At 32.0% G+C, this 15771-nt stretch carries 9 protein-coding genes; 3 read left to right on the top strand and 6 right to left on the bottom strand.

What is annotated here, in order from left to right:
* The 3 genes from RMR19_RS03660 to RMR19_RS03650 form a co-directional block, all read left to right on the top strand.
* Positions 1-3121 (top strand): non-ribosomal peptide synthetase (locus tag RMR19_RS03660; protein ID WP_310602140.1); only part of this gene is annotated, 3121 nt, incomplete at its 5' end.
* A gap of 57 nt (positions 3122-3178) precedes the next feature.
* The gene (locus RMR19_RS03655) at positions 3179-9448 is read left to right on the top strand and encodes a non-ribosomal peptide synthetase (RefSeq protein ID WP_310602139.1); all 6270 of its coding nucleotides are present in this window, start codon (positions 3179-3181) and stop codon (positions 9446-9448) included.
* 22 nt (positions 9449-9470) lie between these two features.
* Positions 9471-11117 (top strand): ABC transporter ATP-binding protein, encoded by a 1647-nt coding sequence (locus RMR19_RS03650; RefSeq protein ID WP_310602138.1) that lies wholly within the window; start codon positions 9471-9473, stop codon positions 11115-11117.
* A gap of 81 nt (positions 11118-11198) precedes the next feature.
* Here the strand turns inward: RMR19_RS03650 and RMR19_RS03645 are convergent, their stop codons facing one another.
* From RMR19_RS03645 to RMR19_RS03620, 6 genes are all read right to left on the bottom strand, one after another.
* Positions 11199-11528, bottom strand: coding sequence for a PadR family transcriptional regulator (locus tag RMR19_RS03645; protein WP_310602137.1), 330 nt, complete (start codon positions 11526-11528; stop codon positions 11199-11201).
* Positions 11525-12361: a DUF4097 family beta strand repeat-containing protein gene (locus tag RMR19_RS03640; protein ID WP_310602136.1), complete on the bottom strand. Its 837-nt coding sequence runs from the start codon at positions 12359-12361 to the stop codon at positions 11525-11527. The genes RMR19_RS03645 and RMR19_RS03640 overlap by 4 nt, the downstream gene beginning before the upstream one ends.
* A gap of 15 nt (positions 12362-12376) precedes the next feature.
* Positions 12377-13084: an ABC transporter permease gene (locus RMR19_RS03635; RefSeq protein WP_310602135.1), complete on the bottom strand. Its 708-nt coding sequence runs from the start codon at positions 13082-13084 to the stop codon at positions 12377-12379.
* A 29-nt stretch (positions 13085-13113) separates the two neighbouring features.
* Entirely contained in the window at positions 13114-14028 is a 915-nt protein-coding gene (locus RMR19_RS03630) for an ATP-binding cassette domain-containing protein (protein ID WP_310602134.1), read from the bottom strand.
* An 89-nt stretch (positions 14029-14117) separates the two neighbouring features.
* Complete coding sequence (locus RMR19_RS03625) at positions 14118-15053, bottom strand: sensor histidine kinase (protein ID WP_310602133.1); 936 nt, start codon at positions 15051-15053, stop codon at positions 14118-14120.
* Positions 15054-15095: 42 nt separating this feature from the next.
* Positions 15096-15771 (bottom strand): response regulator transcription factor (locus tag RMR19_RS03620; RefSeq protein WP_310602132.1); only part of this gene is annotated, 676 nt, incomplete at its 5' end.

Genomic DNA, 15771 nt, shown 5'->3' with positions numbered 1-15771 from the left:
AGAGCAATTAAAGATAAATTTGATGTATAAAGAATGCAAATACTCAACAGAAGAAATGGAATATTTGTTACTTCATTTAAAAACATTGGTTGAAGAGATTGTTAAAAATCCTCAACGTGAAGTTGCTGAATTTCAAATGGTTTGTAAGGCAGAGCAGGAAGTAATCATGGAACAGTTTAATAAACCTATTTCGGTTTTTAAAGACGATAACATTGTAATAAGATTTGAAAAAATAGTAGAGATGTTTCCGAATCAGATCGTAGTGGAATGTGGTGAACAGAAATTAACATATAGACAGCTTAATAGCAGAGCAAATTATGTAGCACAAAAACTTTTAAATGAAGAAGCAAAGCAAAGTGAAGTTATTGGTATAGCAATGGAAAGATCATGTGAAATGCTAGTTGCGATAATAGGAGTTTTAAAAGCAGGAGGTGCATATTTACCGATTGATCCAAAACAGCCTGAGGAGCGCATCAAGTTTATGTTGGAGGACTCAGGGGCAAGAATTGTGATAGTTAGTGAGAAGATATACAACACACAAGAAATCATGGAAATGTATAAGATAATTAATATTGGTGAAGAAAGTGAAGAATTAAGTGAAACTGTTTCTACTGAAATACCAACAGATAGCTTAGCCTATATTATCTATACAAGTGGAACTACAGGGAATCCTAAAGGAGTACAAATTGAACACAGAAATGTTATTAATCTTGTGGAATGGTTCTGTGATGAGATGCATCTAGGGAAAGATGTAGTTGTCATGCAAAGTTTCGCATTTATATTTGATGGTTCTGTGTGGGAGATTTTTCCGACTATCTTATCTGGAAGTACATTAAGAATTGCTACGGATGAAGACAAAATGAGCCCTGAAAAGATGCTTTCATTAATGGATAATGCAGTTTTAGCTATTATACCTTCCTTGTACAGAGAACTACTTAATTATGCCAAGAAAAATGGAAAGTTAGCACAACTGCATTCTCTTGAAGCGTTGTTATTAGGAGCAGAGGCATTACCAGAAGATTTAGTAGACGAGTTCTATAATTCATGCAATGAATGTGGAAAAATGCCAAGGCTAATAAATGCATATGGACCGACGGAAGCGACAGTTTGTTGTTCATACTATGAGTTCAAAAAAGATGAGCAACATATTCCTTATGTTGGTCAAGCTATTCCTAACACGCATATCTATATTGTAAATGGACAACAAATGGCTGGCGTAGGCATGACAGGTGAGGTTTGTGTAAGTGGAAATGGAGTTGCACGTGGATATTTAAACAGAGAAGAACTTACACAGGAGAAATTTGTATACCTACCATTTGTACCTGAAGGAAAAGTGTATAGAACTGGTGATTTAGGAAGATGGACACATGAGGGGAATATTGAATTGCTAGGTCGTATAGGAGAGCAGGTCAAGATACGAGGATTTAGAATCGAACTTGAGGAAATCGCTCAGACAATCAGAAAATATCAAGGAGTCGAAGAGGCTGCGGTTATTTATGATCGAGAAGATACAGGAAAATTAATTGCATATTATGTAAGCAAGCAAACAGTGGACACGATAGAATTAAAAAATATGTTGAACAATTATTTAGTAGCTTATATGATTCCAGACGAAATTATACGTATTGAAGCAATCCCAAGAACGCTAAATGGTAAGATTGACAAAAAACAATTACCGAAAGCAATGAATTTAATTAAAGATGTTGAGATGCCAAAAACAATGGAAGAAAATGCGGTTTATAAATCATTTCAAGAGGCATTAGGATTAGAGAAGTTTAGTATAAACGATAATTTCTTTTTGATTGGTGGAAACTCATTAAAGGCAATAAGTGTTATGACAAGCCTGAAAAGAATGGGATATGAAGTTACTGTTAGAGAGATTTTAAAGTATCGGACAGTAAAAACATTGTCTCATTATATGAAAGATAGTCAATCAAAAGCGGAAGTGTCTACAGAATCAACATTGGAAGTGGTTGACAAGGGAGTGAAAAATAATGTTGCTCAGAGAGAGGTACGGTACAAAGCAACAGAATTGCAAAAATTTTATCTAAATGTTGGTGATTTCATAAAAGAATCTGTTCAGTTGAAGATGAAAACGTTAGAGGAAGTAGAAAGTTTACTTAATAGAATTGTAGAATCTCAGAGTATATTACGAAGTGAGGTTATAAAAGCTAACGAGTGGGAAATCACGGAGATGGTATATGATAGAAAAATTCAATTTCCTATTGTTAAAACAAACAAAAGTAGTATAGATAAAGTGATTTTGCAATGTACAGAAAAGTATCAAAGTCAATTATGTGAAACTAGATTTCCACTTACAATGATTTATATACTTGAAGTTGAGGAAAGTGAATATTTAATTTTACTTCTAGCACATCACAGTATTTGGGATAAATCAAGTTCTTTAATTTGGCATGAGATTTTTGAGGAGACTGAGATTAATAAAGATTTCCAAAAAGTTGAGACGTATTCAAATTATATTGAGGGAGTACGTGCAGCATCAGATAGAGAAAAGGAAACGGATATAGTAGAGCATAGATTTGTTTTAAAAGAGGATTCAAATTTAATTAGTTCTCATTGTGCTTGTATAGAACTATCAGATAAAAAAATGCAAGAATTTGATAACGATCCGTGGAGAAGTGTAGAAACCATTGTTTGGACGATAGGTAGAAGTAATCATTTATTTGTCAATGACAGATTACCTGTTGTACTTATACAGGATGATAGAAGTTACTTAGAGCAAGAGTCTGTAATGATGTTGGGAGAATGTTTGGATTTTATACCGATAGAGTTAAAAGGAAATCAATCTGGAGAATTATATCATGCTATGGAACAACAACAGCAGTTTAAGACATTACATAAAATAAATTATATAGTGGAAACAAGATTAACTGCAAAAGATATTCGGAGAGTATTTGATAAAACATTAATTCTTAATTTTCAGGGACAGTATGAAATGGATGAAGAAACAGCAGATACGTGGTTATCACAGGCTAATGACTTCATTACGACTACTGAAATATATATTGGAAGATGCAAAAATAAGTTATTGATTTCTTATCCTATCTTCGAAGGGTGTGAATCCAATTTGGAAACACTATTACTGGAAACGTGTAAGTAATATATGAACTAGATAAAAGAGGTAGCGTGTAAAGCGGCTGCCTCAAAAGGAGGAAAAATGAATACATATAGTTATGGAGAAAGCAAAGAAAATACATTTACAAATATTCTTGAAATCTTTAATCGTGTGGTGGTAAAACAACAAGATTCTATCGCAGTAAAATATAAAAATGAGAAATTGACATATGGGGAACTTGACTTAAAAGCGGAAGCGGTAGCAAATTTAATTCGAAAATACTGTATAGAAAGAAATCCTGTGATTGGTGTTATGATTGAGCGCTCACCAGAGTCCCTTGTGACAATACTAGGAATTCTTAAAGCTGGTGGTACTTTTTTACCATTAGATGAAAAGCAACCTCAAGATAGAATTGACTATATATTGAAAGACAGTAATACAGAATTAGTAATCAAAAGCTTTGGAGAGAGCAAGATATGTTGCTTTAACGAGAGTGATGGTATTCTGAAAATTAACTTTGAATTGCTAAAACCAGTAGAAAAGGAAAGCAACAGTATTAAAGCTGAAGATATAGCTTATATCATATATACATCAGGAACTACTGGGAATCCTAAAGGTGTAAAAATCACGCATTATAGCCTTCTTAACTTTGCTATATGGTTAGCAGAATATGGTGACATGTCAGAAAAAACAAAGATGTTGCATATGTTTTCTATCATTTTTGATGCATCAATAATTGAAACATTTCCATGTTTGATAGCTGGAGGAACGATAAGAATATTAACAGATAAAGAGAAAACGGATCCACAGCTAGTTATTGATGAATTAGTGGAGGCACAGTCTTTGATGATTCCTTCATTTTTTAGAGCGATATTTGACTACGCAAAGGCTACGGATAGAGTGGAAGTTTTAAAGAAGTTTGACAGATTGTATCTAGGGGCAGAAGCATTGCCAAGAGATCTTATGAAAACAATTAAGACATGTATTCCTGAAAAAGTAAAAGATATTTCTAATTTATATGGTCCTACAGAATGTACAGTTGCTGCAACCGCATATAGGTTTTCAGATGAATCGGATTTAGATAATATCACGATTGGAAAACCGATAAGAAATACAGAAATACATATCATACAGGCAGAGGTAGAATGCAATGTAGGGGAGACTGGAGAGATTTATATTGGTGGAGCAGGTGTTGCAGCGGGATATGTTAACAATGAATCCTTAACAACGGAAAGATTTATCTATATGCCTCAAATTTCTTCTTCACGACTATATAAAACAGGAGATATAGGGTATTGGCTAGAAGATGGTAATATTAAATTTATTGGTCGAAATGATCAGCAAGTTAAAATTAATGGATACCGTATAGAGCTAGAAGAAATTGAGCAGGGAATCAGAAAAATAGATGATATTAAAGATGCATTGGTGATTTACAATGAAGATGAAAATGGGATATTGTTTGCTGGGTTTTATATAAGTGATTCTGAGTTAGATGCAGAAGGGATAAAGAAAAAAGTACAAAAATATATACCTCAATATATGATTCCTAAAAGTATATATAAGATAGAACATTTCCCATTGACTGTTGGAGGGAAAATAGATCGACAAAAGTTAATAGAGATATATGGGAAGAATGAGAAGAAAGATTCAGATGAATCTGAAATATCTGCATTTGAAAGTGTATTAAATGTGGAGGGAATAAGTAGTGAGGATGACTTCTTTGAACTTGGTGGAGATTCTATTAAAGCGATACAAATTGTATCTAAACTAAGACAAATTGGATATGAATTAAAAGTTCGTGATATATTGGAAGGAAGAAAGATTGGTAAAATACTTGGTAAGATTAAGGATAAGGACAAAAATATCGAATATTGCCAAGAAGAAATAAATGGCGAATTTTCATTAAGTCCTATTCAAAAAGTATTTTTCAATATAATGAGAATTAATAACCCTAATTACTTTAATCAATCGTATATGTTGGAATCAGAAAATGAAATAGATGTAGAGGCAGTTAAATACGGATTAGATAGAATTATATTGCATCATGATCTGCTGCGTTCTGTGTATAAGGAGAAACATCAGGAAATTATGCCTTTTAGTGAAGGTACTCAGTATGGTATTTATACTTATAATTTTGCTGATGGTGACAAGGAAGCCATTATACTCAACGGTACAGAGGAGATTGAGAAAAGTATTGATATCAGTACAGGTCCATTACTTAAAGTGGGAATATTTAAAGGTCAAAAAAGTAGCTACCTGTTTTTCTGTATACATCATTTATCTGTAGATGGAATTTCATGGAGAATTTTAATTGAAGATTTTCTTAATGCTTATAATGGCTTTTTGAAGAAAAAAGAAACGGTTCTTCCAGCAAAATCAATATCGTTTAAAGAATGGTCTGAAAAATTGTGGAACTATGCAAAGAGTGATATGTTGTTGTCAGAAGTGCCATATTGGAAAGAGATAAATTCAAAAATAGAGTATGGTAAATTTTCGAAAGAAAATCTGAGCAATAATTTTACTTTAGATATGTTAGAAGGGAATATGGATTCTATAAACACTCAAAATATGTTATATGATATATCGGAAGCATATAATACAGAAATTAATGATATTTTATTGACTGCATTAGCACGTGCCGTATCAAAGAAAAGTAATAATTCAACTGTTGCAATAAATCTTGAAGGACATGGAAGAGAGCCAATTCATCAGGATGCATACACAGATAGAACAGTAGGCTGGTTTACTACAGAATATCCTGTTGTTTTTGAAAACTTAAATCAAGAAATAGAATCGGATTTGATTAATGTAAAAGAAACAATACGTTCAATTCCTAATAGAGGAATGGGATATATTATATTACAAAATGCATATCCAAATATGTTTTCTAATATTGATCCAGATATTACATTTAATTATCTTGGTGAATTTGGGCAGGAAGGAAACTATGGATTTGTAATTAGCGAAGCGAAACATGCTAAGGATAAGGACAAAATAAATGCTTTTCGTACTCCAATTACAATTAACTCAATGATAATAAATAAGAAATATCACATGGAAGTAACATATGAAAAGAATATCTTCAATATAGAATATGTGTCAGAATTAATATCTATTTTTATCAATGAATTGATTAATGTTATTGCGATTTGTAAAAATGCTTTAGATACGACGAAAACACCTTCAGATTATGGAGAAAAAGTTTGGACATATAAAGAACTTGAGCAAGTTAAGAAGAAGTATTTAAAAAGTGGAAAGACATTGGAGGCACTTAATCATCTTACACCAATGCAAGAAAGTATGCTTTATTTTAAAATGTCTAATCCAGATTCAAGTGAATACGTCGTTCAATTAGAATTGTCATTAAATAAAAGCGTAGAGATTGACAGTTTGTACCAAGCAATAAATATATTGGCAAGTAGGCATAGTGCACTTCGATCCAATATTGTTTTCAATGGTGTCAGTGAGCCAAGACAGGCAGTATGGGATAAGATGGAGTATTCCGAAAATGTTTATGACTTTTCAACAGAGCAAAACTCACATGAGAATACTAAAAAAATTAAGAAACAGGAAGTTCATAAAAAATATGATTTTGAAAATGGCCAACTGTTTGGTGCTGTTGTTTGTAAAGAAAAAGATACAAATCAGTTGCTACTCACATTCCATCATATAATCTTAGATGGTTGGAGCAGTATGTTACTAATAACGGAGCTGTTTGAGATTTATAGCAAAATTATAAATAAAGAAATGATACTAGAAAATGTAAGCGATAATATACAAGGGGAATATGGCAAGTATATAGTTCAGTGCCCAAAAGCAGGAGCAAAAGAATTCTGGAGCAATCTTTTAGAAGATTATTCTGAACAATGTATGATTACTCCTATGGGAGCACCAGATGGTTGTAGTAGAGAATTGGTAGGAAGGGTAGAAACCGAATTAGGGGTTGAATTAAACAAGCAGATTCAGGAGTTTGTTCATAACCACAAATTGACTCTTAATACCGTTATGGAGACTGTATGGGGAATCATTCTTAGTGCTTATACAAGAAAAGATGACGTAGTTTTCGGTAAAGTAGTATCTGGAAGAAATGTAGATATTGATGGTATTGGAAATTCACTGGGAATGTATATTAATACTGTTCCGGTGAGAATGCATTTGACTAAAGGAAAGACAGTTCTAGAAATTTTAAGAACGGTACAAGAGCAGTCAGTGGCAATTAATGATTTCGATTTTTATTCGCTAGAGGAGATTCAACAACTGACTCCTCTTAAAAATGAATTGCTGGGTTCAGCAATATCGTTTGAAAATTATCAAGAATCATCATCAGAGCAACTATATGAAGTAAAGCAAGTTAGAGAAATGTCATCGTTTCCGATATCATTTGGTGCACAAAATGGAAATGGATTGAAATTAAGCTTTTTGTATGATGCCTCTCAATATGGTAAAGATGAAATCAATCTATTATCAAAGAGAATTGTTGCGGTTTTGGAGCAGATACTAACAAGACCAGAGGATAATTTAGAGCAGCTTACATTCATTACTCAAGAGGAAGAAGGAAGAATAGAAAAGTTCAATAAGACTGAGAGCGCCTATCCTCTTCAAAGTAATATTGCAGAATTGTTTGCGGCACAAGTAAGAAAAACACCTAATAATATTGCAATAGAATTTGGTAATGAAAGAATGACATATGAGCAATTAAAACATAAAGCAGATATAGTAGCATATGAAATAGAAAAAGCAGGTGTAGATATAAATGATATTGTTCCGATTGTAGTTAAGCCTGGTATAGAGATGGCTATTGGAATCTTTGGCGTTCTACTTGCTGGAGCAGCGTATTTGCCAATAGATCCGAAACTACCGAAGGAACGAATCAAGTTTATGATGGAGCAGGCAAAGACAAAAATTATTCTGACTACACATGATGTATCTTTGGATAACGTATATGACACATTATTCTTAGAAGATATTGATAGTAATAGAACTGTTGAATATCATCGTGAGTTTACAGCTGCTGAGAAGGCTTATGTTATTTTTACATCAGGAACGACTGGAACACCAAAAGGCGTAATGGTAACACATAAAAATTTAATTAATCATACAATGTGGCAGATTGAAAGTAGCCATTATAATGAAGACTCAACTATGGTTCAGACAATTGCATTTACATTTGATGGACATGCATCGGAAGTATTTCCCGTATTGCTATCAGGAGGTAAATTATTAATTGCAGACGAGATGCAACGAAAAGACCCTAAAGAGTTATTGAGATTAATACCGAATAATAGAATAACGTTTATTCCATCACTTTTACGTGAGGTTATTCGCTATGCAGAAGAATCTGGGAAGAAGCAAGAACTAAGAAAATTTGAAAAAATGTACGTAGCTGCAGAACCTATTTCAAAAACAGAGCTTATAAATATGTTAGGAGATGCACAAGAAAATAAAATGCAAGATATATATCATTTCTATGGTCCAACAGAGGCAGCAATAACTACTGTAGCACTAAATGCCGCTGATTATAAGGGTAAAGGGATTATTCCAATTGGACATCCAATAGCAAATACAAAGATTTATATTTTGGATGAAAATCGCAATATGTGTGGTATTGGAATGCCTGGAGAGCTATGTATTGCAGGAGAATCAGTATCTGTAGGCTACCTAAACAATACAGAATTGACAGAACAAAAATTCATTCATGTTGGTGAAGATTTAGTTTATTGCACAGGAGATATCGCTTATTGGGATTTCGATGGCCTTTTGCATTTTATGGGACGTAGAGATGAACAAATCAAACTTCGAGGATTTAGAATAGAAGTACAAGAAATTGTAAGAACACTTTTAAATAGCGAAGGTATTGTTGATGCGACTGTTTTTATACGCAAAGTAAATAATGAAGATGCTATCTGTGCATATGTAATATTAAAAAGAGAAAGTACTATTGAACAAATAAAGAAACAATTGGAAGATTTTCTACCAGAGTATATGTTGCCACAATACTATGTTCAGCTAGAATCATTACCAAGAAATATAAACGGTAAAGTAGATAAAACAAAGTTGCCGACACCAACAAGTGTGTATACTACGAATGTGATGCCAGAATCTGATATAGAGATAAGGGTAGCAAAACTGTTTGAAAAGATTTTGGGTATTGAAAAAATTGGAGTAGATGACTCTTTCTATTCACTTGGAGGTCATTCATTGAAGATGACACGACTATCAAGTGAGATTGAAAAAGAATTTGGAAAACGTTTATCTCTAAAGTTGCTAATGGAAGGGAAAACGGTAAGAAGAATTAGTTTATTACTTGAGAAAGAGAAAAAAGAAGGCATTTGTGTAAAGAATATGATGATGTCTGCAAGCCCCGTAAAATAGTAGGAAAATGAGAGGTTGGTATATGACAAGATACTTGAGAAAAAACAAAATTTTGCTTGTTTCAATATTTTTGTTAGGTTTGCTAGTTGCATTTGGTACAGTGTATTTAGCTATAATATTACAAAACGTTGTAGATGTAGCTACTGAAAAAGATGTGAACAAATTTACAGAAGCATTGATTAGGGCAGGTATATATTTGGCAGTGTTAGGAATTGGGAAATATATCTATAATATTTGTGAGAAGAAGATAATTAAGCGAATAACATATAGTCTGCGTTCTGATATCTTTGGAAGTATTATTCATCAAGAATTAGAAGAATATGATGAGAAGATAGCAGGTGAACATATTTCCGCATTGACAAATGATATAAAAATAATTGAGGAAAATTTCATTCTTCCATTTTTTAAAATCATGGAAAACATTGTGTTGTTTGTATTTGCAATTATATTAATAATACAAATTAGCCCAGAAGTATTAATTGCATTAACAGCGTGTATGTTTATTATGGCAGGTGTTTCCAGTTTGTTTGGTAAATCATTGCAATATAGGCAAGGAGTATTTTCAAAAGAAATGGGTGCGTATACTGTTAGTGTAAAGGATCTTCTTGGTGGATATGAAGTATTTAAATACTACAATGAAACAGAAAATGCGAATTTAGAGCATAATCTGTATAATAAAGAGCTGACAAAAGTTAAATACCGTTTGGATTTTAATATGGGCATTAATCAAGCGACATCTGATTTGCTGGGAATACTTACAATGTTTTTAGTGGTTGTAATAGGGGCATACAAAGTGATTAGTGGGGAAGTATTAGTTGGTACATTAGTTGCATTAGTACAACTAAGTAATTCGTTTGTAAATCCTATAATGGAGATTACTTCGAATTTGCCTAGACTTCAAAGTGTTAAGCCTATTATAGAAAAGATAAAGGAAAGAAATGTAAATTCACATGAATGTCAAAAACGTAATATTGATATGTTTGAAGATAAGATAGAATATAAAGATGTTGATTTTTCATATGATAGTAAAAAATATGTACTAAAAAATATCAATTTAAATATTGAAAAAAATAAAAAATATCTTATCTTAGGAAAGAGCGGAAGTGGAAAATCAACCTTGCTTGGACTTTTGTTAGGAAAATGTAAACCATATAGTGGATTGATTACATGTGACGGACAAAATATTAATGAGAGTAATATCCTGGATCTATGTGCGGTTATACAGCAAAATGTCTACATATTTAATCGTTCAATAAAAGAAAATATTAAATTGTATCAGAATTACTCTGATCAGGATATACAGCAGGCACTTATACAGTGTGGATTTACTAATATTGATACAGAAAAAAACAGCTTGGATTTATCTGGTGGACAGAAGCAGAGAATATCTGTGGCCAGAGCACTTGTTCGGAAAAAACCGATTCTTATTATAGATGAAGGAACATCTGCCGTTGATATGGCAACTAGTAATGAGATTGAAAAAAATTTATTAGAAAATGATAATATTACTATGATAACGATTAGTCATAAAATGAATCCAAGTCTATTGAAGGAGTATGATAAAATTATATACTTGGAAGAAGGAAGGGTATGGGAGCAAGGTTCATATGAAGAATTAATGGAAAAGAGGGGAGAGGTGTTTCGATTACTTCAGGAACAACGTGAATAGTTAGTTAATAGCATATGGAATAATAAAAAAGAAATGACAAAGCACGAATAAGGTTTTGTCATTTCCTTTTTTTATTCATATTTACAATGGTATCTGAGAATCTGTGTTTATCAAAGCTAATATAGATGAGAATTGCTTTTGACATTGTGGATTCATTTCCTCTAATGTTATCTTTCCAGCAGGGGTAATTGTATAATATTTTCGTAATCGTCCACCTACAATTTGAATTGAATATATTAACTCTTGTTGCTCGGTTAATTGCTTTAAAGCTGTGTATATGGAACTTTCATTTAATGGATAAACATCTCTCAAAAAAGTTGTAATCTCATATCCATATGAACTTTTTTGAGAGAGCAGATTCAGAATCAAAAGCTTTACTAGTGGAGCTGTAAATTTTAATAATGTGCTCATTTTACAATGATAGTACCGCTATCACTGGAGATAGATAACGTATTGCTTCCTGCGCCTATTGCTCCCTTCTTACATGATGGAGTGTCAATTTCATAGTTACTATCAGACAATCTTGTAGTAATATCGTCAGAATTGGTTGCAATATTAAAACTTAAATTTGATGGTGTTGTTGCATATGAAATTGATATATCACCAGAAGAATTAGAAATAGAGGTTTGTTTATTCTCGTTGAAATCGATAATCTTAATTTCACCAGAGCCACTTTCCGCATTTATAATAGAAGAAGTAGTATTATTTAATGTAATATATCCAGATGATGACTCAATTTTTAGGTCATTAATATCACAGTTTTTTAAAGTTAAATCGCCTGAAGTAGACGTAAGATTTGAATCAGTTGCTGAGATATTCTTTAATGTTAGGTAACCAGATTTATTATTAACATCTAGCGATGATAATGACAATGAATCCATAGAGAGATCACCACTACCATTGTTAAGTGTTAATGTATTGCCATATTCAGTAGGAATATAAATGATAATCTCACCTTCTTTACCAAAAGAAAAATTATCAAAAAAGCTTTTCTTTGTTTTCTTTTGTGAAATTAATAAATGAGTATCTTGAAGTTCTACTGTGTTATTATTGTTAGCAGCATATTTTACATGAATTTTATTATCTGTTGATGCTCGAAATATTAATTGATATGAGTCTGCGGTTACATCAATATCTGTAACAGAGCCAATTGAAAAATCTTTCGTTTGATTTTGATTAGTGGAACAGCCTATCAGCGAAAAAAATGATAAACAAATAAGTACCCAAATCCCTTTTAGTTTCATAATGTGTGGCCTCCTTTACCCAATGTCCCTAGTTTCAATATTTTGAGTGGTTAAATATGCAAAAAGGAAAGAAATTATAGTTAATATAGTAGGTAGTAATATATTATCTGCTAGTTCTACACCTCCTAAGTTACCTTGCATAAGAATTATTAATAAAAAAGAAGTGACTAAGGCTGCTTTTGATGATTTAAGAAGCAAACCAACAAACAAAGCAATTAAACTGATACTGACAGTCATTACAGATTTTATAAGTAATAAGATGTAAAAGCTAATTGAAAGTATATCATAATCAATGATAAAGGCTGGTGTCATAAATTGTCCACAGATTGCAATCATTCCGAATATTGCTAATTTTGTTAGACTTAATGCTACAAAACTAAAAAGCCAAACACCAGCCATTTGTGAAACAAGTATTTGTCTTCTTTTGATTGGATAAGAAAACATTAGATTCATGGTGTTATTTTTATATGATGAGATAGTAAATGATGCATGCATTGCAGCAGCAAAAATCATATATGCGATACTCGTAATTAATTCTACATTTACTGTGACGCCATTAGCATCTGAAGCAGCATCAGGGATACCAGTTTCAGGATCATTTGCGATACCTAAAAAAACAAATGCAAAAAAGAAGATGGCAAGGAGTACAGATAGAATAAGTGCATTACGTATATATTTTGAAATATTATTTTTTTTATATTCAAGTTTAATTAATTTTAACATTTTGATACCTCCGTGTTTATTTAAAATTATTAAGTAGTCTCCTCGGTTAATTTTAAGAAGTAATCTTCCAAAGAATCGGATTTACGTCCTAGAGCTTCAATAGAAACTGAATTAGCCGAAAGAGTTTTTGAAATATCCTGTGGTGAAATAGAATTTTCATAAATGCGAATCACATTTCCTTCAAGGACTTTGAAATTGTTAAGTTTCATTTTTTCTGAAAGAACATATGCTGCTTTATTCGAATTATCAACAACTAATTCAATATAAGCAAGATTCATATCAGAAATATCCTCCATAGAAATTTCTTTTATCAATTTGCCATGATTTAGTACTCCTATTGTGTCGGCAATATTTTCGATTTCTGACAAAATATGGCTTGAAATCATTATTGTAATACCGTATTCTTGACAAAGCATTTTAAGCAAATCACGAATTTGCTTCATACCAGCTGGATCAAGACCATTTGTTGGTTCATCTAGGATTAGAAGTTCAGGTTTGCTAAGGATTGCTCGGGCTATTCCTAAACGTTGTCTCATACCAAGAGAGTAATTTTGCACAGGTACATCGGCTGCATCTGATAATTCAAGTAAATTTAATATGTTCTTTACACCGTCAGAGATGTAATAACCCAGATATTCGCAATGAAGTTGCAGATTTTCGGCACCAGTTAGATGATTAAAGAAGACTGGAAACTCGATGATACTTCCTATTCGTTTTAATAAGGGATAAGAAGTTGGAGTAAGTGTAGTATTGAATATTTCAATATCTCCAGAAGAAGGCTTCCAAAGATTGGTGATCATTCTCATGATAGTTGTCTTTCCGGCACCATTCGGACCAAGAAAACCGTAGATTTCCCCTTTTTTAATGTGAATATTAACGTTAGATACAAGCTCTTTGTCACCTATTTTTTTTGTGAGTAAATTTGTTTTTAATACATATTGCATTATAAGCACACTCCTTTCATGTCATCTATATTATCAGAATAGTTTTTCAAAACTATTGACGAATTCTTAAGAAATCCTTTCGAAATAAATTAATAAGTTAAAAGCTTGAGTTTTAGCGTAAAAGTGGTGAATTCATATGGTATACTTTTGAGGGTAAGAGTGCCATTTTGCTTTTCCGCAAGATTTTTTGCAATAGCAAGACCTAGTCCATTTCCACCGAGATTTGGGTTGCGTGAATCATCAAGAGTATATAGACGGTCAAATACATTATTTATATATTGTTTTTCTATACCTTTACCTTTATCTATGACGTTTACATAGGCATATTCAGAGTCGGTATCTAGAGAAATTTCTATATATTTTCCTTCAAAGCCATATCTAATGGAATTTGATATTAAATTAGTTAGAATGCGAGAAATAGCATCTTCGTTTCCACTAACAACAATGTTCGTTTCTGGAATATGAAGATTTACTTCTATATCTTTTTGAAGTAATATCTGGTAGAAATCAATAGCAACCTTTCGACATAATTCAGAGAGATTTATTCGTGTAATATCTAATTTCATATCACCAGATTCGATTTTGGAAAGCGTAAAGAATTTATTAGTGAGATTAATTACATCTTGGGTTTTTTGTTTTATCTTTTCAATCATACCCATATCGGGAGTTTCAGAAAGTAATAACATATCGGAATATCCTAAAATAACAGTTAGTGGCGTTTTTATATAATGAGAAATATTTGAAAGCATTCGTTTGGACGATAATTCAGAGCGTCTATAATCAGCTTTGACTTTTTGGCGTTCATCAAGAATAAGATTTATTGCGGTAAGTAAATTGGAAATATGTTCATTGTCTGAAAAAAACATCATTTTCTCATCTGTATCATGAAGCACAACATGATCAATTGTTTTAGAAATATGATCAAGCGTATTTTGAACTTTATTTCTTTGTAATAGTAAGTAGGTGATTATTAGTGTTAATATACCAATTACTATTAGAAGTAGAATTACTAAGTTTGTATTCATAAAAATAACCATGCCTTTCTCATCGCAGAAATTTGAGCATTTCTAAGAAAAATTTCCGAGTTTATAACCTATTCCCCATACAGTAAGAATATATTGAGGTGATTTTGGATCATCTTCAATTTTGGTTCGTATACGGCTGATATGAACATTAACAGCATTCTCATCAGCAATGAAATCATCATTCCATATGGAAGAGTAGATTTGTGCCTTGGTATATACCTTTTTTGGATTTTCCACTAATAATTTAAGAATTTGAAATTCCTTGTTAGTTAATTCGATTTTTTTGTTTTTCTTAAAAACAGTATAGTCATCAGTGTTAATTGTAATGTCATTTACAGACAAAATGTCAGCTTTAGAGTGGGAATCGTTTTTTGTATAAGTAGTAGTACGTCTTAATTGGGCTTTAATTCGAGCTAATACTTCTGTTATAGAGAAAGGTTTAGTTATATAGTCATCTGCACCTAGTCCCAATCCGATTGTTTTATCAGAATCACTGTCTTTTGCTGATATTATGATTATTGGGATAACGCTGCTGTTACGTATAGATTTCATTACTGAAATACCATCTATTTTAGGAATCATTAAGTCTAACAGTATTAAATCGTATTGGTTTTCATGAAAAGATTTCAATGCACTTTCACCGTCAAAGACAGATGTTACTTGATAGCCTTCACTTTCTAAAAATCCCTTTAGCAAACTGTTAATTTCAAGGTCATCT

It is taken from the genome of Anaerosporobacter sp. (genome assembly GCF_031551385.1).
Classification (GTDB): Bacteria; Bacillota; Clostridia; order Lachnospirales; family Lachnospiraceae; genus Anaerosporobacter.
This window is presented reverse-complemented; position numbering and strand designations above follow the sequence as displayed.

What these genes read in the sequence shown, in the direction of transcription:
- RMR19_RS03655 (WP_310602139.1), top strand. Translation starts at nt 3,179, where the DNA reads ATGAATACATATAGTTATGGAGAAAGCAAAGAAAATACATTTACAAAT.
- RMR19_RS03650 (WP_310602138.1), top strand. Translation starts at nt 9,471, where the DNA reads ATGACAAGATACTTGAGAAAAAACAAAATTTTGCTTGTTTCAATATTT.
- RMR19_RS03645 (WP_310602137.1), bottom strand. Translation starts at nt 11,528, where the DNA reads ATGAGCACATTATTAAAATTTACAGCTCCACTAGTAAAGCTTTTGATT.
- RMR19_RS03640 (WP_310602136.1), bottom strand. Translation starts at nt 12,361, where the DNA reads ATGAAACTAAAAGGGATTTGGGTACTTATTTGTTTATCATTTTTTTCG.
- RMR19_RS03635 (WP_310602135.1), bottom strand. Translation starts at nt 13,084, where the DNA reads ATGTTAAAATTAATTAAACTTGAATATAAAAAAAATAATATTTCAAAA.
- RMR19_RS03630 (WP_310602134.1), bottom strand. Translation starts at nt 14,028, where the DNA reads ATGCAATATGTATTAAAAACAAATTTACTCACAAAAAAAATAGGTGAC.
- RMR19_RS03625 (WP_310602133.1), bottom strand. Translation starts at nt 15,053, where the DNA reads ATGAATACAAACTTAGTAATTCTACTTCTAATAGTAATTGGTATATTA.